Here is a 25,392-nt window from a genome sequence, read left to right as displayed (position 1 = left end):
TATTACTTAGCATAAAATTCTTTAGAAATTTCTGTAATTTGTTTAATTCCCTGCTGAATTTCTTTAGCACTTGTATTAAATTTTGGGGAAACGGATTTAGTTTTAAGAAAGTCAGATGGTGAAAGCAATTGATATGAAGGTGCAGTAGTGAAAGATTCTTCGGACATTATAAAGGGAATGTTGTATTCGGAATAATAGAGTTCTGAATAACTTCTGACCATGAGAATTTTTATATCAATATTATTTTGCTTATCGATAGTTAGTAGGTAAAAGGGTTTATAACAGTAAGTTGTCTTTTCAGTTTGGTAGTTTATTTTACTTTTAAAAGTAACCGTACTTATCGGTATCTGTTCTGAGTTAGATAAGTAAGGGATAAAAGAGAATAAATACTTTTTAAAACGGTTGTTATATGAGATTTTTGGAGTGAGATTATGGAAATTTGATAATGATAAATTAGGACTGTCAGTTGTAGAGTAAACTATATAAAAATCCTTAATTTGACCTGAAGATATTTTTAGTGTGGAGGAAAATTTAAAAAATAAATTATCACCTTTGCTCATTTTTGAGGGAGTATCTATTTTACCGTTATTTATATCAAATGGTTTAGCATTGAAACTAGAAATACTATAGTTAATAGGAGAATTCAATGAATTAAAAAAAGAATTAATTTGATAAGTTATACGACCAACGATAATTATTCCGAAAAGAAATTTTATAAAAGAAGTAAGGAAAGAATGTTTGGTAAAAAAGTTATTTATTTTTGAAATAGATAATTTTATTTTTTTTATATAGTTTTTGTATTAATTTCTGAAATCGAAAGGAAGGCAAAAACTTCTTATAAAGTCTTGAATATTTTTGTTGAATCATTGCTATTTCGATCAATAGGTTAAAATTATTTTTATTTTTTCTCATTTGATTCATTACCATTTCGTTAAAATATTTGTGTATATTATAACATTTATTTGCATGTCGTGTCCGAAACGACAAAAAACTAGTCGCTTAACTGTCAGAAATGGCAGTTTTTTTATTTTAGCTAAATTAAAAAAGGAGATTTACTCATGCGTAAATTGGAAAAATTGTTGAATGACTTGACGGAAAAGAAAGTCACAAATTGGAAAATGCACAAGCGAAAAAAAGCATTTGTTGCCTTTGCAGGAGTTTTGGCCGTGGGTTTGGGTACAGCAGGACTTGTATATGCTAGTGCACAAAGTACAAGTGCGAAGGCTAGTTTACCGACGAATACAACGGTTAACTGGGAAAATAACAAGCCTTTGTATTATGAAATCGACCAAACAGGAAAAGAACACCCAAAACCTATGCTTAAACTAGCAGACGGTACACCTGCATGGTGTCTTGGTCTAGGAGTTCCACTTCCAAACAATTCCACAAAAGCTCAATTAGATGCAACAAATGGAATTTTGAATGCTTTGACAGATGAACAAATAGCAGTTCTTAATAATGTAGATTATCTTGCACAAAAAGACGGCTCAGAGCTTGCTTATGCACAAGCTCAACACGCTACATATCTTTTACTCGATGAAGCAGGCATTTCTGAAAATCAAACAAAAGATTTAGTAGTCAAAGACAATACATTACTTCATGATGCTAATACAATTAAAACAGGGGCAAATGATTTAATTAATCAAGCTAAGAAAATGCGTGAATTACCTAGCTTTAATGGTTCAACAGTTGATGTTATTCAAGGAGTAGAAAAGAAAGTTACAGATACCAAAGCTGTACTTCCAAATTTCCCTTATTTCAAAAGTAATGTGGACGGTGTAACAGTCGGCACTTCTGGAAATGATGTGAAAATTAAAGCTGATATTTCTAGTAAATTAGGGTTGCTTTCTAAAGCTATTTTGTTCCAAAATAAAGCTCAATCAACCTCGACACTCCCTTATTATGTTTATTCAACAGACGGAGATAGTACAGGTAAATCTAGTCAATCAGTTCTAGCATCTCAAGACACTTCAAAGGCATCAGGTTCATTAAATTTGAACATTATCGGACTTGGTGAAGCTGATTTGTTAAAACATGATGCAGATACCAATTCTACTGAAATAGAAAAAGGGAAAGGAAGTTTAGTAAATTCTGTTTGGGGGCTTTACAAAGCAGGAACAAACACTTTGGTTAAATATTCTGACGGTCAAAAGGGTTATCCAATTTCTGTAGTTTCAGGTACAAAAACCAATAACGATACTGTTTAATTGAAAATGACAGATTTAAAAGCAGGTGTTGCTGTTAAAAATCTTGATAATAGCAAAGAATATGAGTGGGGAGAACTTCAAGCACCTGAAGGTTATGACCTAAGCACCAAACGTATTAAAGTTCAATTTGATAAAAACGATAAGTTTGATTCAAAAACAAATAACTATGTTGATAGTGTAATCGCTACTGATAAACCATTAGATTATAGCTTTGGGTTCATAAAAGCTCAAGATGTCAATGGATCACATACTGGTTTAAATGGTCGTACTTTCCGTTATACTCCAACCAATGGAACAAAAGGTGAACCAATTGAGGTAACCTCTAAAGCAACTGAAGATTCTAACGGTGTGACTAACAACGGACAAGTTAATTTCACCAAAATTCCGTTTGGTGACGGACTTCTTGAAGAATTACCACAAGAAGGTGATACCCTTCAATTAATCAATCCAATCTCTATTGTTACTACAACAAATAAAGATAAGGACGGAAATATCACAGGATATACAGTAACATTTACTGATACTGTTACAAAACAAGTAATTACAACGCTTGATGTCACAACTACTAAAGTGACTGATAATTCTACTATGTTTAATGTCAATCTTGGAACATTAGTAGATAAACCTGTGACACCAGTTGTTCCTACAATCAAGACAAAAGCACATACAAAAGACGGTGACCAAACTATTCAAAAAGTAGAAGTGTCAAAAACAACTCCTCTCTACGATAAAATCATGACAACAAATGCTATAAAAGGCGACCAAATGGTGGCTACACTTCACCGTGTTGTGACGGATAAAGACGGAAAAGTGACAGAATCAAAAGTTATCCGTACTTTGAATTTCACGGTTGATGATGAAACGGTCAAAGCACAAGAAAAACAAATTGAATCTACTGTTGATACAACAAAAGATGCTGATGTTCCCGAAACATCAACGGTTACTTATATTTGGACTGAAGATTTATTTGATGAAGGGAAGGACACTAAAAAAGATGAACCAAAAGCAAAACATGATGATTTGAAAGACCAAGACCAAACGTTGACAGTCGAAAAAGTCAAAAAACCAGTTACTCCACCAAGTTCAACAACTCCGTCAAGTTCAAAACCTACTACTCCAAGTACCACTCCTACACCAACCCCTAAAGTTTCATTACCAACTACAGGTAGTGAAACAGGAGATATGATTATGTATGGTGGTGCATTAGCCGTTTTAGTCGCTCTTGGTACTGGTGCTGTTTATTATATGAAAAAGAAAAAATCAGCTAAAGAAGAAGGTGAATAAGTTGACCTATGAAAAAGCGTGGCGAATACTTGAAAGACAGGCTCGTCAATTCTTTCTGAAATTACAAGAAAGACAAACAGGCGAAACAAATGAAGTTAAACTCCATGATTTTATTAGAGAAAACTTTGAGATTGTAGAATTTGATGAAGATGTGATTATTTTTTGTGATGAATATGAGCAAACTTATGAACATGACATTGTTTAGAAAAGAGCAGATTTAATTGTCTGCTTTTTATTTTGGGTGAAAATGAAAAAAACAAAATATAAATCAAGAACTCCGCCAAATTATTTTGGTGAGATATTATTTTAAATTGAAAAAGAGGTGAAAATGTACGTTGTAAAAATGCGTGGTGGCTATCTTTGTGCCAATGGTGGAGCGACTAAACATTTAAAATTTGCTACTACTTTTGATACTAAAAAGAAAGATGAAGAAGTGGCTGAAAAATGGTTAAGAAGTGATGTATCTTTTAAAGCTGTTGAAAAAGAAAGTGAGGAATATGAGCAAAATTAAAATTTATGAATTAGCTGATAAACTAGGAATTGAGCGGAAAGAGTTACTCTCTAAGGCTCAAGAATTTGGAATTTCAGCTAAATCAACATCAAAATCTTTGAGTGACGCTGAAGTATTAAAACTAGAAAATTTCTATAAAAAATCAGATACTTCAGAAGTTATTGAAAAAGAAGAACCTATAGTGGAAACAAAAGTTTCAAAAACAACTGAAATTCCTGAAAAAAAGAAGTCTAAGTTTTCAATTCTTTCAGCTAAACCTAAGAAAGAAAAGACGGAAATGTTGCGGATGTTACCAAATGAAAAACCTCCTAAATTTAAACGGATGTCAGCTAAACAGGGAGGGGCTTTGGTTGTGGGAGGGGTCGGTTTCTTAATATTGTCAAACGTGGTCTTGTTTGGCTTAATGGCAAGTGGATATAAACCCACTCATAAAATCATTCGTGAAGAAGTGAGTGCTACGCAAAAAGCATCAGGTAATGGGCTTGATTTGCAAGCGAAAAATTATCTTGACGGCTTTATTGAAACTTATTTCACATTCCCTGAAGATGAAAAAGAACAAGAAACAGCAGTTAAAGATATTAATGCTTATTTTGTTCAAAATCTGCCAGTGATTAGTCAAGGTATTCAACGTACACCTTCCAAATTTGAGGGTGCGGTCATGATGAGTTTGACGGATAATGAAGCGACTTATAAAGTGACTTATAGTGCTGGTGAAGTCACAACAAAAGAAGTCAAAAAGGGAAAAGATACAACGAAACAAAATGTGGTGAAATATCATGATGAAACAACTTTGTTTACGATTCCTTACCAAAAAGTAGGTTCAGCTTACTATATTTCAGATGAACCTTATTTTTCAAGTGTTCCTGATTTACAAGCAACTGAAAATCAAGTGCCTACTAAAACGTGGTCTGATTTAGGAAAAACGAGTGATTCTGTAAAAAAAGATTTGGATAAGTTCACAAAATCATTGTTTACCGCTTATACAACTGACGGTGATACGTTGAAATTGATTTCAAAAGGGTTATCTCTTAATAAGGGTCAAGAGTTTAAATCTTTAGACCAAGCGACCTATGAATCAAAAGGGGACAATAAATATCATGCGGTAGTTCAAATCACAATGAAAAATGCACTCGGTACGCATGTAGAAAATTATCAATTTACGATTGAAAAACAAAAGCAGTCATATTTTGCGACTGACTTTAAACACACTTTACCTGAAGGTAAAAAAGAATAGGAGAAAAAATGTTACGAAATATATTAATTAACAATGTTATTTTTGGCGATATTGGGTTGACTGGTGGTTGGTCTTGGTTTCAACAACAAGGGCAAATCGTAGTTTGGATAGCGCTTGGTTATCTTGCAGGAAAAGAATTTTTCGGTCGAAAGTATGGGAAAATGATAGTTGTTATTGTTTTTGGTTCATTATTGGCTCTACTCGTCAATAATCCAGGTGGTTTGCTTACACCAGTTGGTAATTTAGTGAAAAAAGTTCTCGGTTTAGGCTAGAAAGGAAGGCGGAATGTCTGAAAAAGCAAAAAAAGAAGAAGTGCCTAAGTTTTCCTATAAATTGTCATTAGACCAACCTTTTTGGATACAGCAACTGACAGATAATTTTGCATTGAGAAAGGCAGTCCGTCTTTCCTTATTTGCTTATTTTTTCTTAATATTCATTTTGCTATATTTTACAGTTGGAAAATTGATTCCATATTTTCAATGGCAAGTGAAAGTAGCGCTCACCCTTTTTGCATCATGGCAAATTTCGGTTAAAGTATCTGATTTGCGCCCAGATGATAAATTACCACCAGTATTTTTGTGGGACTTTATCGTTTATCAATTTGGGTATGGTTTGAAAGCAATTGAAATATATAAGGGTCAAAAATATGAAAAAACAAAATTGCGAAGTGTAGAAGAATTTATGGAGGAAGAATAAAAAGTGAATAAAGTCGATTTTGAGAATAGAGTTATTTCTGTTCATGATAACTTAGCACTAAGAGATGACGGTTCAGTCATTGCAATGTATGAAGTGCCTGCGTCTATTATTTCAAGTATGGACGTAGAAGGAAAGATAAAATTTAAAAAAAGAACTGAAGCGGTATTTGCTAGTTTAGCACCTAATTTATCGTTTGATATTGGAATGTTACCAGTTCCGATTAATTTAGAAGAACGTTTTGGGGCTCTCCTAGAAGATTGCGCAGATGATACTTATGATATGGCGCTTTATTTCTTAGAAAAAACAAATGAAGATTTATATGGTTCAATTGGTCAACTGATTAACTATAAGTTCTTTATGACTATCCCTTTAAAATCGTTTGAAGTTTCAGGTGATATTAAGCAAATGTTAAAAGATGCGTGGGGGCGCTTTAAAGAAAAAGCAGTTGCTGTCGTTCGTCAAACACTTGAATTTGAGATGAACTGGTATGAAGCCTATGACAAGGCGAATAGAGATTTAGAGTTAAATCTTTCATTAATTCAAGGTCGAAAAACAACAAAAAAAGAAACAGGCTTTTATCAACGAGTAGATTATTTACGAGGTCTTAATTATAATCGTGATGAAGAAATAGCATCAATTGAAAGTAGCGTACAAAATATTGATGATACAGTTATTGAACCATTATCAAATGGCGTAATTGGATTGAAAAATAGCTACGGAAAAAGTTTAGTAAAAACGTTGCCTATTGCTAATATGCCAAACGTTGTAAATAATCTTCATTTAGTAGAACATGCTCAAAAATTACCGTTTCCTATTGAATTGCATTGGAAGTTCCATTTCTCTAAAATGAAAGGGGCTTTTTCTTTAGCATCAAAAGGAGAACGTGCATCAGACCGAATCAAAGAAAACCAAATTGAAGCCTATGAAAATGGTTCAAATCAAAAAGGCTCACTTGCAACTGCTCGTGTTATTCTTGATGAAATGACTGACGGTGTAGATAATCGTGAACTCTTTGTCAATTACCTAGCGACTTTTGTAGTTGCAGGTCAAAGTATGAGAGAGGTTAATTATTATAAAAAAATTATTCAATCTGATATGAAAGATATTGGAGTTCAAGTTGTTTCTGGCATGTCAGACCAACTTTATTTCTTTTATAAAAATCGATTTATCGAACAATTGGAAGAAAAAGACAAATATTGTATTCAAGCTATGAAACTTTCATCAGCCTGTGAAAATCTGTTTTTCACTAGTCAAAAAATTGGTTCAGATATCGGTTTTCCTATTGGGCGAATCGACCATGCAGTCGAATCTTGGGCAGGTGACTATAAAAAAGCACTTGCTAGTTCTACCAATGCTGTATTTCTTAACCTGTTTCAAGCGAATAAGCAAGGGATTGCAGGAAAAATCACAGACAATCCAGCTTTTGCCATTGTAGGACAAACTGGTGAAGGTAAATCATTCCTAACTAAAGGACTATTCCTTTGTCACTCACTTCTTAAAGCTCTGACACTTTATATTGACCCTAAAAATGAAATGAAGGCTCAATATATGAAAATCAAAGCAAAATATGAAGCCGATTTTCCAAAAATGGAGTTTGAAATTGAGCAAGCACGTGAAGCAATTGAAGATGAAGAACAGCTTTACTGGGTAATTCGAGGGATTGAATATAAGTATTATAAACCAGTTGTTGATTATATTAATAACATTCACTTTGTCAGCTTAGATGCAAAAGAAGAAAGCAATCATGGAGCATTAGACCCTCTAGTATTTTTACATGGTGATGCTTGTAAGAAAATTTCTGTAAAAGTTACTGAAGAATTACTTGGTGAAAAATATACAAAAGAAGATAAGTTTGAAATTGCCTTTCTTGAATCTTTAGATGCAGTAATGAGTGAACGAGAAAAAGGAAAAAAAGTTGGTTTATTAAATGTTTTTGAAAGATTACTAGATTCAACAGATGAAATGATTTCTACACGTGCTAATTTGGCTTTAAGAAAAATTAAAAATTCTCAAATGGAGCTAGTTTTTTCTCACGGTAAAAATTCAGCAGTTGATATGGACGCACGCATTACAGTACTGGGTGTTACTGGTTTAAATCTTCCTAAAGCAGATGAAAAAATCACAAGCGACCATAAAGAGTCATTAATTGTCATGTATGCTTTAGGCGAATTTTGTCGTGAATTTGGGGAACGTGACCGAACACAAGAAACCATTATATTTGTTGATGAAGCGTGGTTCTTTAATAAGACAGAAATCGGAGCATCTATTTTAATGTCAATGAAACGTGTCGGACGTTCTCAAAACAATTTCTTAGGATTGATTACACAATCTATTTCAGATGTGGAAACAGAAGATGATTCAACGGCTTTTGGTACAATTTTTGCTTTTCGTGAACCGACTGAAACAGATAAAGTCCTTAATTACTTTAAACTTCCAGTTGAGGAAACAACGCAGGCATGGTATGACAATATGACTAAAGGACAATGTATCATGCGTGATCCATTTGGACGGACAGCTAGAATTACGGTTGATTTCCAATTACCAGAAGTCACAGTTTTATTTGATACTGTAGAAACTAAAATGAAAAATACAAAGGCGGTGGCATAGTGAAAAAGAAAATGTTGTTATTTGTGGGGCTATTCGCATTTTTAAGTGTTTTAGCCCTACACACTTATGCAGATAGTTCAGGCTTTACTCCTCCGTCAACCCCTGATTTTTCTGTTTCAGACAATAAAAATAATTCAAAAGATGATTCAAAGAATAGCTCAAATGATACATCTAATAAAAAAGATTCCTCTAATACAGGGAATAGTGGTTTAATCAATCCACCAATTGCTGATAATATGAATGACTATGGAGATGCTAATTCTCCAAGTACAGTAGTAGATGAAGCCAAAAATGAGGAAGCTAGAAAAGATTTAGATAATTATACCTCTTATATGTATGCAAGTGATAAAGTCGTGATACTTCCTTCATTTACCGCAGGTATTCAAATGGTGTTTATACGGTCACAATTTTTCGTGACGAAAACCATTTATCAGTTTGTAAATTTTGTCAATCAAGGCTTAAATGGTAATTCAATACTTAGTGATTGGAGAGCATCTGTTTTCCAAACTGCTCAAACCATTTACGGTAAGTTTATGAGTCCAGAGTTACTTCCGATAGTCGCTATGGGGCTGTTTTTGACACTTCTATATTATTTTTTAAATAAGCAAATGATGCAGGGAATTAGAAAAGTTCTTTTAATCATTGCTTTAAGTACATTTTTTGTTTATGGGGGAAATAGCCTAGTAACTAAAGTTCATGATGCAATGAATGATGTTACAACAAGTGTTGTTAAAACTATTTCAGTAGCAGGTGTTTCAGGAACTGATAAAAATGACTTATTTACGACAATGGTTAAAATTCCTTTTCTTTACCTTAATTTTGATAATGTCAAGATAGATAAAGACGGAAAAATAAATATTAAGCAGAGTGATATTGACCGTTTGCTTACTTCAGATGATGATAACGATTCGATTAAGAAAATACAAGAAGATTTAAAAGATAAACACTTAACCTTTAAAAAACTAGGGGATAAATTTTTAACAGCACTAGCAAGTGTATTTAATGCTTTGTTGCTTGGGGCAATTTATTTATTCTTTTCTATTTTCTCATTCTTTATGGATTTCTTTTTCATTATTCTAGTGTTTATATTACCATTTGCAGCGATTGCATCATTTTTTCCAAATTTTGAAAAGACAATCATTCAATGGGGTAAAACAAGTTTTGGTGTATTAATTTTATCAGGTTTAGGGGTATTTGGAACAGCTCTCATTGGTCTATTTGACGGAATTGTTAGTCTAGCACTAAGTTCTCTTTTAGGAAGTAACTATTTTTTTATAACCCTAGTAAAGATTGGACTTTATATTTTTGTTTATATTAAACGTAAACAAATTATACGTATTTTCTCATCTCATCACATGGGGCGAGGAAAATTCACTGGTCGTATGGATAACATGTTATCAAATGCAAAATTTAAAGCAATGGGAACGTTGAAAGCTCCTGTTTTAGCAGGGGTAACTGGTGGAGTAACCGCAGGTATGCTTGCAGGTAAATTTGCGAAAGATAAAGTTACAGCAGGTACTGGTTCGGTTAGACATGGTTGGGATAATCAACGTTACAACAAAATCTTAAATAAATTGCAAAAAAAGGGTTCTGATTCTGAAAAGGGTCAAAAACTTAATCAACGTGAACAAAAGTTGAGAGAAAAAATGAATAAACGTCAAGGTAAATTCAATCAGTCAGAAAATACAAAGCGTTCTAAATTCCGTGAAGCGTTTGATAAACAACGTTTGCGTAAAAATACTGAAGCATATAATAATCTTCAAAATAAACGCAATGGTAAACGTGAAGGAATAAAAAATATGTATGATGCAACTAATGCTAGAGCAGAGGAATTTCTTAAAAATAAACCTAATTCAACCAATGATAAAAAATCAAAAAGTGAAACATTGGATAAAGTTGACCCAATGATGAAAAATAAATCAAAATCAGGTGACACCATTAAACCGTCAATTAATAAAAATGTGATTAATGAAGGCAATAAGAATAATTCTAGTGCATCACCAATAATTGCTGAAAATGCAGGGAAACCAAAAGTTTTACATGGTAAAAATATGGCTGAAGGGATAAAAAAACCACAACAAAAGAAAAAAGAGCCGTGGGAGAAGGATAATGACAATCCATTTACTCAAAAAATACCAGATAATCCATTTGTGATTAAATAATAGAGAGGGGAAAAATGAAAAAGGTGATTAAACGGAAGGTTATATTATTTAGCCTTCCTTTTTTATTGCTTTTATTGCCAATTCTAGCTTTCTTTGCTCTATTTGTAGGTTCAAGTGATTCATCTACAAATGCAGATGTGAATACTAATACACCACAGCAACAAACTGCTAAAGTGATTTGGGATAGGGTTCTAAAAGAAGGTGGAACGAAAGAAGGGGCGGCTGCTTTACTTGGTAATAATCAAGCAGAAAGTGAACTTCAACCTTCAATTATTCAATCTAATGCAACTTATAATGAAACAAAAGCAATGGATGCCACTCTAGGTGGTTATGCTTTCGGCTTGGCTCAATGGGATAGTGGCAGGCGAGTAAACTTACTTCACTATGCGAAAAGTCAGAAAAAATCTTGGACAGATACTAATCTTCAAGTTGAGTTTATGTTTGAGCAAGACGGTACAGATTCAACGTTACTTAAACAATTAGTCAAAGGAACTAATGTTAAGCAAACGACTGAAGATATTATGCGAAATTGGGAACGTGCAGGGGCGGTTGATAGCCTTTCAAAACGTCAAGGTTTTGCGGAATATTGGTACACGTTCATGACGACTGGTGGTGATAGTGGAACTGGTGGTGGTTCAGGAATTACTCCAGATATACCTTCTGGTTGGACTTTGGATAAACCAATTAACACAAGCGGTTATATTGCTTCAAGTTATGAATATAAACAATGTACTTGGTTTACGTGGAATCGAGCGAAAGAATTTGGTATTACTTTTAGTCCATTTATGGGAAATGGTGCTGATTGGCAACATCAAGCAGGATATACTGTAACGACTACTCCAACAATTCATAGTGCGGTTAGCTTTATCGGTGGTCAAACAGTAGGCGGTCAATGGAACGCAGACCCAGTTTATGGTCACGTGGCTTTTGTGGAAGGAATAGATTCAGACGGTTCAGTATTGATTTCACAGTCAGGAACTGGTTTTAGCACAGTTTATACTTTCCAAGTATTAACAAAAGTACAAGCTAGTCAATTACATTATGTGATAGGAAAATAAAAAATAGTCAATTAACGTTCGGTATTAGCATAGTTTTCATGTTGAAAATTCCAGGATTTTTAAAGTTATTTCCGAACAATGGAAAGGAGAGAGTATGACCGAACTTGAAGAAGTTAGAGCAAGTGGGAAAATGTCAGAAAGGGTATTAGAGAATAATTTTAGACACTTTGACCACAGACTACGAGAAATAGAAGGAGAATTAAAACTCTACCCTTATGCGACTTTATCTGAAGTTATAGCATGGGCTGAACAACTAAAAATAGCAATTGGGAAAATTAAAGCAATACAAGAAAGTAGTATTATAAAATCTAAAAAAGAATGGGGAATCTTAGAAGAAAAAATGTTGGGTTATTTGCAGATAGACAAAGCATTTATTCATGTATTTTCTGACCATGTTATTTTCCTTGTTCAATTGGAACAGCGGTATCGGAAAAGATTAAGTATTTTTGCGAACAATTTAGATAATAGTGTTCGCTACCTAAAAAGATATGCGGATGATTTAGAAAAGCAAGGATTTTCTATAACTGGAATACTTGCTGAAAGTAGAAATTTAAGTGATATGAACTGGTTGAGTATCTTAAATTATTAATTATAAAATAAGAGGGAATAAAAATGGAAACACCAAAAATTTATGTTGTAAATTTAAACAGTTATAACAATGGAAGAACAAGGGGTGAGTGGTATGAATTACCTGTTGATTTTTCAAGAATTAAATCAGACTTACTTTTAGATGTAGAGCATGGGGAAGAATATGCAATACATGACTTTGAAAATTTTTATGGTTATAAAGTAGGCGAGTATTCGTCAATTCAGGAACTTAATGAGTATGCGGAAAAATTAGAAGAAATTTCTGATATAGATCATTTAAAAGATTTTCTTGAAATTTATAGTATTGATGATATTATCGATAATAAAGATGATTTGGACTTTGTGGAAGCAGAAAATGATGAAGATTTAGCACAGGAATTAGTTGAACAAATGGGTGGTTTAGAAGTTCTAAGTATAGAAACGTTACAAAGATATTTTAACTTTGTTGCTTATGGTCGAGATTTAGCGATTGGTGATTATTCAAAAACAAGTCATGGATATATTAGAGATATTTAAAGTTTAAGTAAAGAGCAAGAAAAATCTTGCTCTATTTTTTGTTGGAGGAAAAAATGGAAGAAAATTATAAAGATAAACGGGGAATTTCAGAATTATTTGATGTACCTATAAAAACACTTAATAATGATTTAACTGAAATGAGACGGACAGAGTTTAATGTTTATATATTACGACCAAGTCATAAACGTGTTTATATAAATGTCGAGGGTTATAAATCTTTTCTTGAATATAAGCAAAAATTAAGAGAAAGTACAATTTAAAAAAAAGATAAAAGTAATATACAGATATGATATAATATAAGTGCTGTATAGCTTTCTTTTATCTTTGGTAAAAGGAGGAAATATGTTTTTTAAGCAACTTGATAGTGGAAAATATAGATACTTTGAAAAATACTTTGATGAAAAGAGGAATAAATGGCGACAAGTAACGGTCACTTTAAAATCAAAATCAAGGGTTGCTCAATCAGAAGCTAAAAATAGATTAGCAACAAAAATTGAACAATCAAAAAAAGTACCAACTGCTAACGAGCTTCAGAAACAAATCGTTCAAAATAAGACGGTACAAGAAATTTATGAAGAGTGGATTGTAATTAGAAAACAAGACGTTAAGCCAGCGAGTTTTGTAGCGGAGCAAATTTCTTTAAGAGGATTTATCGAAAAATTTTCAAAATATAAAGTCTCAGAAGTAAGGACTGCAGATATACAAAGCTATTTGATGGAATTAGATATTGCAAATTCAACAAGAAAAAATCGTAGAATTTACATTCGAATTTTGTTCAGATATGCTGAAAACATCGGGTATATTGATTCAAATCCAGCTGACAAAGTAGTATTACCTAAAGTAAGGTTAGAAATTGAAACATTAGAACGGGCAAATGAAAAATTTTTAAGTAAAGAAGAAATGAGTTCCGTTTTGATATTTTGCAAATCTTATAAAAAAGATATAAGGTACACTTTAGCTATGGAATTTATTTTTCTAACAGGATGTAGATTCGGTGAATTTGCTTCTATTCGTTATCAAGATATTGATTTCAAAAATAAGTTACTAAGAATTGACCACACTTTAGAATATCGTGTTGCAAAATATGATGATCGAGTTATTCAAACACCTAAAACGGTAGGTTCAATCCGCACTATTAGTTTAAGTAATCGTTGCTTGGAAATTATTGATTATTTCCAAAAAAACTGTTTAGATGATAAGTTTGTTTTTGTAAATGCGGTTGGTGGAATTTTCAGACAACCTGTATTTTATAAGTTTATTTGTGATAATTGTCAAAAAGTATTAGGGAGTGAAAGAAAATATGGTATTCATTTATTGAGACATTCTCATGTATCATTACTCGTGGAACTTGGAGTGCCAATTAAAGCAATTATGGAACGGGTTGGTCATAGAGACGAGTCAATTACTCTGAGGATTTATTCTCATATAAGTGGTACAATTAAAAATGAAATTAGTCAAAAATTGAACCAGATTAATCTGTAAAATAACTAACCAAGAGACTAACCAAGAACTAACCAAAGCAAAGAGAATCATAAGGAAGATTAGGGAATATCAATTTTTGAAATTCTTCTAAAAACTATTGTTAGAGACTTTTGAGGAAGAATAAGGAAGTATAAATAAAAATATAATGGAAATTTTTGATACCCATACACATCTAAATACTAGTGAATTTGAAGGACGAATTCAAGACGAATTAGTCCAAGCTCAAACATTTGGAGTGACAAGAATTAATAATGTTGGAAGTAATTATGAATTAAATGATGCAGCACTTTTGCTGGCTGATAAGTTTGAAGAATGTTACGCAACAATTGGCTGGCATCCTGATGATGCTGCTGAATTTGATGATCAAGCTGAAAATTATTTACTGACCAAGCTGTCAGCAAAAAAAGTTATTGCTCTTGGAGAAATTGGTTTGGATTATCACTGGATGGTCCGTCCGAAAGAAGAACAAGAACGAGTTTTTAGAAGACAAATTCAGATTTCTAAGGAAATGGGTCTGCCTTTTCAAGTTCATACACGTGATGCTCTTGATGATACTTATGAAATTATTAAATCAGAAGGTGTTGGTTCTGCTGGTGCGATTATGCATTCGTTTTCTGGGACAGCTGATGAGGCGTTGAAATTTGTGGAACTTGGAATGATGATTTCTTTTTCAGGTGTGGTCACTTTTAAGAAGGCTCTTGATGTTCAGGAGGCTGCGGCTACAGTTCCCTTGGATAAAATTTTAGTGGAAACTGATGCGCCTTATTTAACACCAACGCCATATCGTGGAAAAGAAAATAGACCAGCTTACACAAAATTTATTGTTGAGAAAATTGCTGAATTACGTGAAATTTCTGCTGATGAAGTGGCTAAAATGACAACAGAAAATGCCTTGAGGATTTTTGGCTTGAAAAAATAAATTCGTATTTATTTTGATTTGGATAGGAGCTATTTTTATGAAAATTATGATTATTGGTAGTTCAGGAAGTGGTAAATCAACTTTTGCAAGAGAACTAGGAAAAATTACAAATTATCCTATTTTGCATTTAGATAAGGTTTTTCATAAATATCCAAGTGAAATTGCCAGAGAAAAGTTACGTGAGGCGACAAGAATTTTTATTTTCCAAAATGAAAATGTGATTATTGATGGAAATTACGGTTCAACTTTAGATGAGCGATTACCTTTTGCTGATGAAGTAATCTGGTTGAAGACACCCCGTTTAAAAACAACGTTTCGGGTGATTAAGCGCTCGATTAAGAGTCGTGTTTTTGGTAAAAATCGCCCAGATATTGCTGAAGAGTTTAAAGAAAAATGGGACAAAGAATATCTGGAATTTTTGAAATTTGTTTGGACCTTTCCTGAAAAAGAGTTTCCACAGATTGAGCAAAAAATAAAAGAATTTAATGCTGAAAGTAAAGTGATTATCCTTAAAAATCGAAAAGATAAAGAGAAATATTTAGCAAATTATGGTAGAAAAGCAAAAAATTAATGAAGTAATTGTGGTAGAGGGACGAGATGACACAGCCAATCTTAAGCGTTATTTTGACTGTGAGACCTATGAAACAGGAGGTTCATCTATTGATGACAGAGATTTAGAACGACTAAAGAGGTTAGAAGATAAGCGAGGAATTATTGTTTTTACTGATCCAGATTTCCAAGGAGAAAGAATTCGTAAAATCATAATGCAAGCCGTTCCAAATGCTAAACATGCGTTTTTAAATCGTGATGAGGCAAGACCTAAAGGAAAAGGTTCTTTAGGAGTTGAGCATGCAAATTTTGAAGCACTGAATCAGGCTTTGGCAGAAGTATTTGGTGGAGAAAAAGTTACTGATGAATTTGGAAGTGCTAAAACGCAAGGACTATCCTCTGACAGAAGTTCTGTCAGTAAAAAAGAAGTGCTGACAGAACTGACACAAACTGATTTAATGAGCTTTGGCTTAGTTATGGCCGCTGACAGTAGAAAACGTCGAGAATTTCTTTGTGAGCAACTCAGAATTGGTTATGCGAATGGAAAACAAATTAAGAAACGACTTAACATGTTTAAAATTACAAAAGAACAAATTGAAAATGTAATGAAGAATTACTGACAGAAGATAAATATCGCCGATAGAATACATCAATGGTTTCTGTCAGTAAAATTTACTGACAAAAACTGAATATCAGTTTTAAAATACATAAAAAGTAAAAGAAAGAAAAAATGACAGAAAATAACATAGACCGCATTTCCAATATTATCCGTACTCAGGACATTTTACGTCGCCATGATTTTAATTTTAAGAAAAAATTTGGACAAAATTTCCTGACAGACCATAATATTCTGACAAAAATTACTCAAACCGCTGTACTTTCAAAAGAAGTAAATGTCATTGAAATTGGCCCAGGTATTGGTTCGTTGACCCAATATTTATTGGAAGAAGCAGCTGAAGTGATGGCTTTTGAAATTGACAAATCTTTGATTCCAATTTTAGAAGAAACGATGGCACCTTACGATAATTTTACCTTGGTTTCGGCAGATATTTTGAAAGTTGATTTACTTTCAGAAATTCAAAAATTTAAAAATCCAAATTTACCAATCAAAGTGGTTGCGAATTTACCTTATTACATCACAACACCGATTTTGATGCATTTGATTGAAAGCAAAATTCCATTTTCAGAATTTGTGGTGATGATGCAAAAAGAAGTGGCAGACCGAATTGCTGCAAGTCCTAAAACGAAAGCTTACGGCTCATTATCAATTGCTGTTCAATATTATATGGAAGCAAGTGTAGCCTTTATTGTACCTCGAACTGTCTTTATTCCAGCACCAAATGTTGATTCAGCTATTTTGAAAATGGTTCGTCGTGAAGCACCATTGGTTGAAGTAGAAGATGAAGAATGGTTCTTTAAAACGATGCACAGCAGTTTTGTTCATCGTCGTAAAACATTGATGAATAATTTACAAGCAGCTTTTGGTAAAGAAAGTAAACCTGAAATTGAAAAATTATTGGCACAAGCAGAAATATCGCCAACAATTCGTGGTGAAGCCTTATCTATTGAAGAATTTGCTAAATTAGCTGATGCCCTACTTCCGCTTAAAAAATAAATTAAAAGGAAACGTTAACTCATGTTAGCGTTTTTGTGTTATCATGTAAGAAAATGAAGAAATATTTTAAAGTTTAATTCTTAATTTAAAGGAGAATAAAATGAGAATTGAAAAATTAAAAGCAAAAATGCTGACAGAAAATATTGATAGTTTATTGATTACTGATATGAAGAATATCTTTTATCTGACAGGATTTTCTGGAACCGCGGGCACAGTTTTTTTGACAGCGAAGCGAAATATTTTTATGACAGACAGCCGTTATAGTGAAATGGCGCGTGGATTGATTAGTGATTTTGAAATTATCGAAACAAGAGATCCAATAAGTTTACTGACAGACCTGTCAGCAAGTGAATCAATTAAAAATATAGCTTTTGAAGAAACAGTTGACTATGCTTTCTTTAAAAGACTTTCTGACGCCACTCTAGGATTAGAACTTTTAGCCACAAGTAATTTTGTTTTGGAATTGCGCCAATTTAAAGATGACACAGAGATTGATTTGATAAAAAAAGCCTGTGCAATTGCTGATGAAGCGTTTATGTCAGCTTTAAAATTCATTGAGCCGGGCCGAACTGAAATTGAAGTTGCTAATTTTCTTGATTTCAAAATGCGTGATTTAGAGGCGAGCGGAATTTCCTTCGAAACCATTGTTGCCTCAGGCAAGAGAAGTAGCTTGCCTCATGGCGTTGCGACCAGTAAAATGATTCAATTTGGTGATCCAGTGACCATTGATTTTGGTTGTTATTATGAACATTATGCTAGCGATATGACCAGAACAATTTTCGTGGGTTCTGTAGACGACAAGATGCGAACAATTTATGAAACCGTGCGTAAGGCTAATGAAGCACTTATCAAAGAAGTCAAAGCGGGAATGACTTATGCCGAATATGATAAGGTTCCGCGTACCGTCATTGAAGAAGCCAATTTTGGTCAGTATTTTACGCATGGAATTGGACATGGACTTGGTTTAGATGTTCATGAAATTCCTTATTTTAATCAATCAATGACAGAAAATCACTTGGAAGCTGGGATGGTTATTACAGATGAGCCAGGAATTTATATTCCTGAATTTGGTGGAGTCAGAATTGAAGATGACTTATTAGTGACAGAAAATGGCTGTGAAGTCTTAACAAAAGCCCCAAAAGAGCTTATCGTTATTTGAAAAAAGCAATAACTTGTGATAAAATAAGATGTTAAATCCTGTCATTTCACTTCTTTTGTGTACAGAAAAATTGCTGACAAAAGAAAAATGACAGAATATCTAAATTTATAAATACTAGGAGAAACATAAACATGGTTTTAGCAAAAGACCTTAAATCAGGCATGACATTTTTGAATGGGGAAAAACTTCTCCGCGTTATGGAAGCAAGTCATCACAAACCAGGTAAAGGGAATACAATCATGCGTATGAAACTTAAAGACGTACGCTCAGGTTCAACTTTTGATGACACTTACCGTCCTGAAGATAAGTTTGAACAAGCTGTTATTGAAACTGTAACAGCACAATACCTCTACTCAATGGATGGTATTGCTAATTTCATGAACAATGAAACTTACGAACAATATGAAATTCCAGTAGAACAAGTTAAAGATGAACTTCTTTATGTTCTTGAAAATACAGATGTTAAAATTCAATTCTACGGTACAGAAGTAATTGGTATTCAACTTCCAACAACAGTTGTTCTTGAAGTTACTGAAACACAACCATCTATTAAAGGTGCAACAGTAACAGGTTCTGGTAAACCAGCAACTATGGAAACTGGTCTTGTTGTTAACGTTCCTGATTTCGTTGAAGCTGGAACAAAACTTGAAATCAACACACAAACAGGTGAATACTTGAAACGTGCTTAATTAAGTACGATTACTGAAAAAAGTTACTGACAGCCTTTTGTCAGTAACTTTATGAAGTTTAAAGACTTCGTCAGTAAAGAAAATTCATTTTGTAAGTGAAATTTTTCCAATTGGAAAAATTTGCAAAGACAAAAGGAGAAATCAAAATGGCAGAAAAAACTGTACATTCTGAAGAACTTGGGGATATCGTCATTGCCCCTGAAGTTCTTGAAGTAATTATCGGTATTACAACAGCCAAAATCGATGGGGTACACGCCCTTCGTAACAAACGTTTTTCAGACCGCCTTGGTAAGAAAAATGAAGGCCGTGGTGTTTATATTGACTCAAAAGATGATAAAGTAGCTGTTGATATATATGTGTACCTTACTTACGGTGTAAGCCTACCAGCCGTTGCTACAAAAATCCAAAAAGAAGTGAAAGAAGCAGTTGCCCAAGCTACTGAGATTATTGTTGATGAAGTCAATATCCACGTTGTCGGAATTATGACTGAAAAACAACCAAAACCAGCGCTTGAAGACTTGTTTGATGAGGGATTTTTTGATGCCTAAGACGCTCACTCAACACCAGATTCGTCAACGAGCGGTCCAGGTCTTATTTTCTTATGCTGTCCAAAAAGAAATGGCAACAAATGTCGTAAGCTCTTTTAGAGAAAACGTCGAGAAATTAGAAGAAGAACTTTCTCAAACTATTCGTTTTGACGTTGATTTTCGTGATGAACGAATTACTGTTCGTAAATTTCCAAAAGGACTTTCTCAACCTTTAGAAGCCATTTATGAAATTTATGAAATTCTTGGACTTAAAGATATCGAGAAAACAACGGTTGCTAAAGCTCTTGCTTTCATGCGAGATTTTGGTGGTTACGCTAAGAAAATGAATGAATATGAAGCAACAAATTTATTTGTTGGTGTCATGGCAAATTTGAAATTGATTCGTTTGTTCCAAATTGAACTTGATGAAGAACCTGTTGCGCCAAAAGTTCTAGAATTTTTCAAAAATCTTCCAGAAAATGCGACAGCTGAACAATCTCTTGAAACTTTCCAAAAAACCTTCTCATTCCTTCATGAAAATGTTCTTGAAAAATATACAAGTGATTTATTCACTCCAAGCACTTTAAAAGAAGAACTTGATGAACAATTAGCACAAGCAGAAAATAATGCTCAATCACAATTGTCAGAGCTTTTGAAAAATACAAAACGCTTTGTTCTCAATTATGACAATGATCGTCCAGAAGATCTTGAAGCTCCTGAATACTTTACACAACTTGTTGATGGAGTTTTAGATAAAAAAGAAGATTTGGAAGCAAATGTTTCTAAATATTTGGCAAAAACTTGGTCATTTTCACGTTTGACTCTTGTTGAACAAGCAATCCTTCAAGTTTCTAGTTATGAAATATTATATACAGAAACACCTGATGTTGTTGCGGTCAATGAAGCAGTTGAGCTTTCAAAAGACTTTAGTGATGAAAAATCAAGCCGATTCATTAATGGTGTATTAACTAACTTCTTAAAATAAAATTAATAAAAAAGTTACCGATGATTTTATCTGTAGCTTTTTTTTATTACGTTTTTCTAGCTTTTGTAATTAATGAGTTATCTTATTTAACATTACTTATTAATTTTCTGAAAAATCACACTAAATATTGGTATATTTTTTTTAAAAGATATATAATAAAAGAAAACGTTTTCTTTTGCGATTCTACACTATTTTTAGAGAATTAAGGAGTAAAAATGCTCACCAATAATTTTTCAATTGAACCTTACGGAAAAAAAGCTTACCATACAGGGATAGCAGTTCCAGTTTTTTCACTAAGAACTGAAAACTCAAGTGGGGTAGGGCAATTTTCAGATTTGAAAGAGTTAGCCGATTTTGCCCACCGTTCTGGGATGGACATCATTCAATTATTACCAATTAATGATACCAGTACTTTTATGGACTGGCGTGATTCATATCCTTATCGTGCCATTTCTGTTTTTGCATTGCATCCAATTTATTTAGATATTCACATCTTTTGGGATTCTTACACAAAAATTCAACAAGAAAAGCTTCTCATCGCGGAATTAGAATTAAATGCTTTAGAAAAAATAGATTATGAAAAAGCATTAGCCTTAAAATGGGAATATGCTGAAATTATTTATCAAAACTCAGCTCATAAATTTAAAGCAAGCAAAGATTATCAGCAATTTTATCAGCAAAATGAGGATTGGTTAAAGGACTATGCGGCATTTTCGTATTTAAGAGATATCAATCAAAGTGCTAATTTTATGAATTGGGGAAAGTATGCCACTTATAGTGAAGATTTCTTTGAAAAGTTAACTTCAGAAAGTAATCAATTGGATTTGTATATCTTTGTGCAATACCTTTTGCATTATCAACTTTCAGAAGCCGTTGACTATTGTCATCAATTAGGAATTGCACTAAAAGGAGATATCGCAATTGGAATTGCTCATGATTCCGTAGACGCTTGGACTCATCCAGAACTTTTTCATCTTGATAAACAAGCTGGCGCTCCTCCTGATATTTTTGCTGTAAATGGACAAAATTGGGGCTTTCCAACCTACAATTGGAAAAAAATGGCCGAAGATGGTTATGCATGGTGGAAAAAACGGTTAACAGCCATGTCTAATTATTTTGATGCTTATCGGCTGGACCATATTCTTGGTTTCTTTAGAATATGGCAGATGCCAGAGGATTCCGTAAGAGGTTTATTGGGCCAATTTTCACCAGCTATTGCCTTGTCAGCAGAAGAAATTGAAAATAACTATGGTATTCCATTAAGGCAATGGGGCCTCGAGCGGTTTATTAATCCTTTCATCAAGGATTGGGTAATTGATAAAATTTTTGGCCGAGATAATCGAGATTGGATTATTCAAACATTTCTGGATTATATAGGTAATGGAAATTATACATTTCAAAATGAGTATAATAACCAGAAAAAAGTAGAAAAAGCTCAATTAGAAGATTGGGTGCGAGAAGGACTTTATAAATTACATGAAAATATAATATTATTAAAAGATGATGAGAATCCAGAGAAATATCATCCACGTATTTCTTTAATACAAACAATCAGCTTTCGAGAATTTGGTGATGACTATAAAGGACGGCTTGAAAAACTTTATAATGACTATTTTTATGGAAGGAATTATGAATTTTGGAAAGAAAAGGCCTATGAAAAATTACCAGTTTTAAAAGATGCTACGAATATGTTGGCTTGTGGTGAAGATTTAGGAATGGTTCCCGCCAATGTACCAGATGTCATGAATCATCTTAATATTCTACGTTTGATAATTGAGAGAATGCCTTCAGATAATCGATTTGTCAGTCCTTTAAACGAAGTTCCCTATTTATCGGTCCTAACGACTTCAAGTCACGATACAAGTCCACTAAGAGCTTGGTGGGAAGAAAATCATGAGGAAATTCAACGTTACTACAATGAAGTCATGGGTTGGTATGGCGAAGCTCCTTATTATGCAAGTGCAGAAATTATCCAAGAGATAGTTAAAAGGCATTTAAACTCCAATGCGATGATGGTTATCTTACCTATTCAAGATTGGTTAGCAATGAGTGAACAATTGCGAAAAGAAGATGCAAAATCCGAACAAATTAATATTCCAGCAAATCCATACCATTACTGGAATTACCGATTGCATTGTCAACTTGAAACATTGATTGATAATCAGGATTGGACTGAATTTTTAAAGAAATTTATCAAAGAAAGTAAAAGGGCCTATTAAATTTCAAAGTAAATCATTTTGAATTAGAAAGTATAAATTATAAAATAATAATAAATATGTAAAAAAACAAAAATTTTGTGAAAAAAATGGAGGTTTCATTATGGCAATTGAAATGCTTGGTCTTATTCTTGCTGGTGGTCAAGGGACGCGTTTAGGTAAATTGACAAAAGATGTTGCAAAACCTGCTGTTCCTTTTGGAGGTCGTTATCGTATCATTGATTTTGCCTTATCAAATTGTGCAAATTCCAATGTAAAAAATGTTGGCGTCATTACTCAGTACCAACCTTTAACTCTAAATGCTCATATTGGAAATGGAGCACCATGGGGGTTAAATGGAATCAATAGTGGAGTCACTATTCTCCAACCCTATTCTTCACAAGAAGGTTCTAAATGGTTTGAAGGAACCTCTCACGCTGTTTATCAAAATATCTCTTATATTGACCAGCAAAATCCAGAATATGTTCTCATTCTCTCGGGAGATCATATTTATAAAATGGATTATGAAGCCATGTTAGAAAGCCATAAAGAACGTGAAGCTAGTTTAACAGTTTCGGTGATGGAAGTTCCACTTGAAGAAGCAAGCCGTTTTGGAATCATGAACACCGATGATAATGACCGAATTATTGAATTTGAAGAAAAACCTAAAGAACCAAAATCAAATCTTGCTTCAATGGGAATCTATATTTTCAATTGGAAAAGGCTTCGTGAAGTTCTTGTGAATGGTTACTCGAAAGGAAATCCAATGGAAGATTTCGGTGGAGATGTTATCCCGGCTTATATTGAAGCTGGGGAAAATGTGTTCGCTTACCGCTTTAAGGGATATTGGAAAGACGTTGGAACCATTGATTCTCTTCATCAATCCAGTATGGAATTTCTTGATTTAAATAATGAACTAAATATTACAGATAAATCTTGGCGGATTTATTCACATAATGATATTTCAGCTCCACAGTTTATCACAGAAAAATCCAATGTAAAAAATGCACTTGTTGGTGATGGCTGTTACGTTGATGGAACAGTTGTTCATTCAATCCTTTCACAGAATGTCCATGTTCAAGAAGGAACAGTGATAGAGGACAGTTTCATTATGTCTGGGACATTTATTGGGGAAAACGTTACAATCAAAAATGCAATCATTGGTGAAAATGCAAAAATTGGTGATAATGTAGAAATAATCGGTGAAAATGAAGTCGCAGTGATTGGTCACGGAGAAATTAAAGGAGAAAATAAAAATGAACAATAGTAATAAAATGGCAGCAATCCTCTCAAATATTTCTTCAAGCAAACACTTAAGCCCCCTAACAGAGGTTCGTCCAATCGCTACTCTTCCTTTTGATTGTAAATATCGTTTGATTGATTTTCCATTGTCATCATTATCAAATGCCCATGTAGATAATATTTTTATGACCTTTAATGAAGGAGAAACGCAATCTGTTTTTGACCATCTAGGTTCAGGTGGCGAATGGGGCTTGGATGGCTTTAATAGTCGTTACTTTGTCTATATTCAACAAGATTTTGACCGTTTAAGGGAACAAGGTAAGGATTATTTTGCTCAACAGTTAAATTTTTTGCGTAAATCTAAAGCACCATATACAGTTCTTTTGGGCAGTAAATTTATTTGTAATGTCGATTTAACGGCTGTTCTTAAAATACATAAATTGGCAGGTAAGGAAATAACCACCGTTTATAAAAAAGTTTCTCCAGATTTAGCAAGTGAGTATGATACTATTCTTCGTTTTGATGAATCAGGGAAAATGAGTAACTGTTATGTTAATCAATTAGAAAATCCCCAAGAAAAAGAAGCCCTTTGTTTGAATCTCTTTATCGTGAACACCGATTGGTTGATTAATTTTATAAAAGAGATGCAAGATATAGGAGAATTGACTTCAATTGCCCGTCTCATTCGTGTTTATATGAAGAACTATGATGTGAATACTTATGAATACACAGGTTATATGAGTAATATCACTAATATTAAGTCATTTTATGATGCCAATATGGTCATGCTCGACCCCCAAAATTTTACCTCTCTTTTATATAGTAGCCAACCTGTTTATACTAAGATTAAAAATGAAGTTCCCACTTATTTTTCTGAGAATAGTAAAGTGGAGAATAGTCAATTAGGTTCTGGTTGTATTATCAATGGTAAAGTAAAAAATTCTCTCATTTCTCGTGGAGTTAAGATTCAAGATGATGCCTTAATTGAAGAATCATTAGTTTTTACCAACTCTGAAGTTAAAAGTGGCGCTCAAGTTAAATTTGCCATCATTGATAAAGGAGTGGTTGTCGAAAATAATGTCAAAATTATTGGTAGTTCAGAAAAACCAGTAGTGATTCCTAAAGGAACAGTTGTTACCGCAGATATCTTATAGAAGACAAATGACG

The 25,392-nt window shown here is 33.3% G+C and carries 26 protein-coding genes; 25 read left to right on the top strand and 1 reads right to left on the bottom strand.

Annotated elements, in window-relative coordinates; all coding sequences use genetic code 11:
- Positions 1-2 precede the first annotated feature (2 nt).
- Positions 3-560, bottom strand: coding sequence for a hypothetical protein (locus HFD15_RS07945; protein WP_029343553.1), 558 nt, complete (start codon positions 558-560; stop codon positions 3-5).
- 498 nt (positions 561-1,058) lie between these two features.
- Here HFD15_RS07945 and HFD15_RS14335 point away from each other — a divergent pair, with 498 nt between their 5' ends.
- From HFD15_RS14335 to glgD, 25 genes are all read left to right on the top strand, one after another.
- Positions 1,059-2,207: a hypothetical protein gene (locus HFD15_RS14335; protein ID WP_238785330.1), complete on the top strand. Its 1,149-nt coding sequence runs from the start codon at positions 1,059-1,061 to the stop codon at positions 2,205-2,207.
- 6 nt (positions 2,208-2,213) lie between these two features.
- Positions 2,214-3,491: an LPXTG cell wall anchor domain-containing protein gene (locus tag HFD15_RS14330; protein WP_238785327.1), complete on the top strand. Its 1,278-nt coding sequence runs from the start codon at positions 2,214-2,216 to the stop codon at positions 3,489-3,491.
- Positions 3,484-3,696 carry a hypothetical protein gene (locus HFD15_RS07935; protein WP_230579318.1) on the top strand — a complete coding sequence of 71 codons (213 nt, stop codon included), beginning with the start codon at positions 3,484-3,486 and terminating at the stop codon, positions 3,694-3,696. The genes HFD15_RS14330 and HFD15_RS07935 overlap by 8 nt, the downstream gene beginning before the upstream one ends.
- A gap of 123 nt (positions 3,697-3,819) precedes the next feature.
- On the top strand, positions 3,820-4,002 hold the full coding sequence (locus HFD15_RS07930; protein ID WP_032941756.1) for a hypothetical protein: 183 nt from the start codon (positions 3,820-3,822) through the stop codon (positions 4,000-4,002).
- A complete protein-coding gene (locus HFD15_RS07925; RefSeq protein WP_167593363.1) occupies positions 3,989-5,236 on the top strand; it encodes a translation initiation factor IF-2 N-terminal domain-containing protein in 1,248 nt (415 codons plus the stop codon). Before HFD15_RS07930 ends, HFD15_RS07925 begins: the two co-directional genes overlap by 14 nt.
- An 8-nt stretch (positions 5,237-5,244) precedes the next feature.
- Entirely contained in the window at positions 5,245-5,508 is a 264-nt protein-coding gene (locus HFD15_RS07920) for a TcpD family membrane protein (protein ID WP_012897131.1), read from the top strand.
- Between the two features lie 13 nt (positions 5,509-5,521).
- Complete coding sequence (locus tag HFD15_RS07915; RefSeq protein ID WP_012897132.1) at positions 5,522-5,932, top strand: TcpE family conjugal transfer membrane protein; 411 nt, start codon at positions 5,522-5,524, stop codon at positions 5,930-5,932.
- A gap of 3 nt (positions 5,933-5,935) precedes the next feature.
- Positions 5,936-8,539: an ATP-binding protein gene (locus HFD15_RS07910; protein WP_095586757.1), complete on the top strand. Its 2,604-nt coding sequence runs from the start codon at positions 5,936-5,938 to the stop codon at positions 8,537-8,539.
- Positions 8,539-10,701 (top strand): hypothetical protein, encoded by a 2,163-nt coding sequence (locus HFD15_RS07905; protein WP_029343560.1) that lies wholly within the window; start codon positions 8,539-8,541, stop codon positions 10,699-10,701. The genes HFD15_RS07910 and HFD15_RS07905 overlap by 1 nt, the downstream gene beginning before the upstream one ends.
- A gap of 14 nt (positions 10,702-10,715) precedes the next feature.
- Positions 10,716-11,759, top strand: a complete 1,044-nt coding sequence (locus tag HFD15_RS07900) for a phage tail tip lysozyme (RefSeq protein ID WP_080703318.1) — start codon at positions 10,716-10,718, stop codon at positions 11,757-11,759.
- A 94-nt stretch (positions 11,760-11,853) separates the two neighbouring features.
- Positions 11,854-12,348, top strand: coding sequence for a hypothetical protein (locus HFD15_RS07895; RefSeq protein ID WP_029343562.1), 495 nt, complete (start codon positions 11,854-11,856; stop codon positions 12,346-12,348).
- A 23-nt stretch (positions 12,349-12,371) separates the two neighbouring features.
- Complete coding sequence (locus tag HFD15_RS07890) at positions 12,372-12,863, top strand: antirestriction protein ArdA (protein WP_029343563.1); 492 nt, start codon at positions 12,372-12,374, stop codon at positions 12,861-12,863.
- Positions 12,864-12,916: 53 nt separating this feature from the next.
- Complete coding sequence (gene xis, locus HFD15_RS07885; protein WP_017864269.1) at positions 12,917-13,123, top strand: excisionase Xis; 207 nt, start codon at positions 12,917-12,919, stop codon at positions 13,121-13,123.
- 82 nt (positions 13,124-13,205) lie between these two features.
- Complete coding sequence (locus HFD15_RS07880) at positions 13,206-14,345, top strand: site-specific integrase (RefSeq protein ID WP_029343564.1); 1,140 nt, start codon at positions 13,206-13,208, stop codon at positions 14,343-14,345.
- 145 nt (positions 14,346-14,490) lie between these two features.
- Positions 14,491-15,264, top strand: coding sequence for a TatD family hydrolase (locus tag HFD15_RS07875; protein WP_023188912.1), 774 nt, complete (start codon positions 14,491-14,493; stop codon positions 15,262-15,264).
- A 37-nt stretch (positions 15,265-15,301) separates the two neighbouring features.
- Positions 15,302-15,835: a DNA topology modulation protein gene (locus tag HFD15_RS07870; protein ID WP_023188911.1), complete on the top strand. Its 534-nt coding sequence runs from the start codon at positions 15,302-15,304 to the stop codon at positions 15,833-15,835.
- On the top strand, positions 15,813-16,433 hold the full coding sequence (rnmV, locus tag HFD15_RS07865; protein ID WP_017864273.1) for a ribonuclease M5: 621 nt from the start codon (positions 15,813-15,815) through the stop codon (positions 16,431-16,433). The genes HFD15_RS07870 and rnmV overlap by 23 nt, the downstream gene beginning before the upstream one ends.
- A gap of 110 nt (positions 16,434-16,543) precedes the next feature.
- Entirely contained in the window at positions 16,544-17,428 is an 885-nt protein-coding gene (gene rsmA / locus HFD15_RS07860) for a 16S rRNA (adenine(1518)-N(6)/adenine(1519)-N(6))-dimethyltransferase RsmA (protein WP_023188909.1), read from the top strand.
- 100 nt (positions 17,429-17,528) lie between these two features.
- On the top strand, positions 17,529-18,587 hold the full coding sequence (locus tag HFD15_RS07855) for an aminopeptidase P family protein (RefSeq protein ID WP_167593362.1): 1,059 nt from the start codon (positions 17,529-17,531) through the stop codon (positions 18,585-18,587).
- 131 nt (positions 18,588-18,718) lie between these two features.
- Positions 18,719-19,276: an elongation factor P gene (gene efp / locus HFD15_RS07850; protein ID WP_003129623.1), complete on the top strand. Its 558-nt coding sequence runs from the start codon at positions 18,719-18,721 to the stop codon at positions 19,274-19,276.
- A 146-nt stretch (positions 19,277-19,422) separates the two neighbouring features.
- Positions 19,423-19,824, top strand: coding sequence for an Asp23/Gls24 family envelope stress response protein (locus HFD15_RS07845; protein WP_021722362.1), 402 nt, complete (start codon positions 19,423-19,425; stop codon positions 19,822-19,824).
- Positions 19,817-20,788, top strand: coding sequence for a transcription antitermination factor NusB (nusB, locus tag HFD15_RS07840; RefSeq protein WP_039114868.1), 972 nt, complete (start codon positions 19,817-19,819; stop codon positions 20,786-20,788). Before HFD15_RS07845 ends, nusB begins: the two co-directional genes overlap by 8 nt.
- 215 nt (positions 20,789-21,003) lie before the next feature.
- Complete coding sequence (locus tag HFD15_RS07835; protein ID WP_058207886.1) at positions 21,004-23,007, top strand: 4-alpha-glucanotransferase; 2,004 nt, start codon at positions 21,004-21,006, stop codon at positions 23,005-23,007.
- A 100-nt stretch (positions 23,008-23,107) separates the two neighbouring features.
- The gene (locus tag HFD15_RS07830) at positions 23,108-24,250 is read left to right on the top strand and encodes a glucose-1-phosphate adenylyltransferase (protein ID WP_012897406.1); all 1,143 of its coding nucleotides are present in this window, start codon (positions 23,108-23,110) and stop codon (positions 24,248-24,250) included.
- On the top strand, positions 24,240-25,379 hold the full coding sequence (gene glgD / locus HFD15_RS07825; RefSeq protein WP_014570453.1) for a glucose-1-phosphate adenylyltransferase subunit GlgD: 1,140 nt from the start codon (positions 24,240-24,242) through the stop codon (positions 25,377-25,379). The genes HFD15_RS07830 and glgD overlap by 11 nt, the downstream gene beginning before the upstream one ends.
- Positions 25,380-25,392: the final 13 nt, after the last annotated feature.

This window comes from Lactococcus sp. EKM203L (assembly GCF_011800585.1).
GTDB classification, from domain to species: domain Bacteria; phylum Bacillota; class Bacilli; order Lactobacillales; family Streptococcaceae; genus Lactococcus; species Lactococcus lactis.
This window is presented reverse-complemented; position numbering and strand designations above follow the sequence as displayed.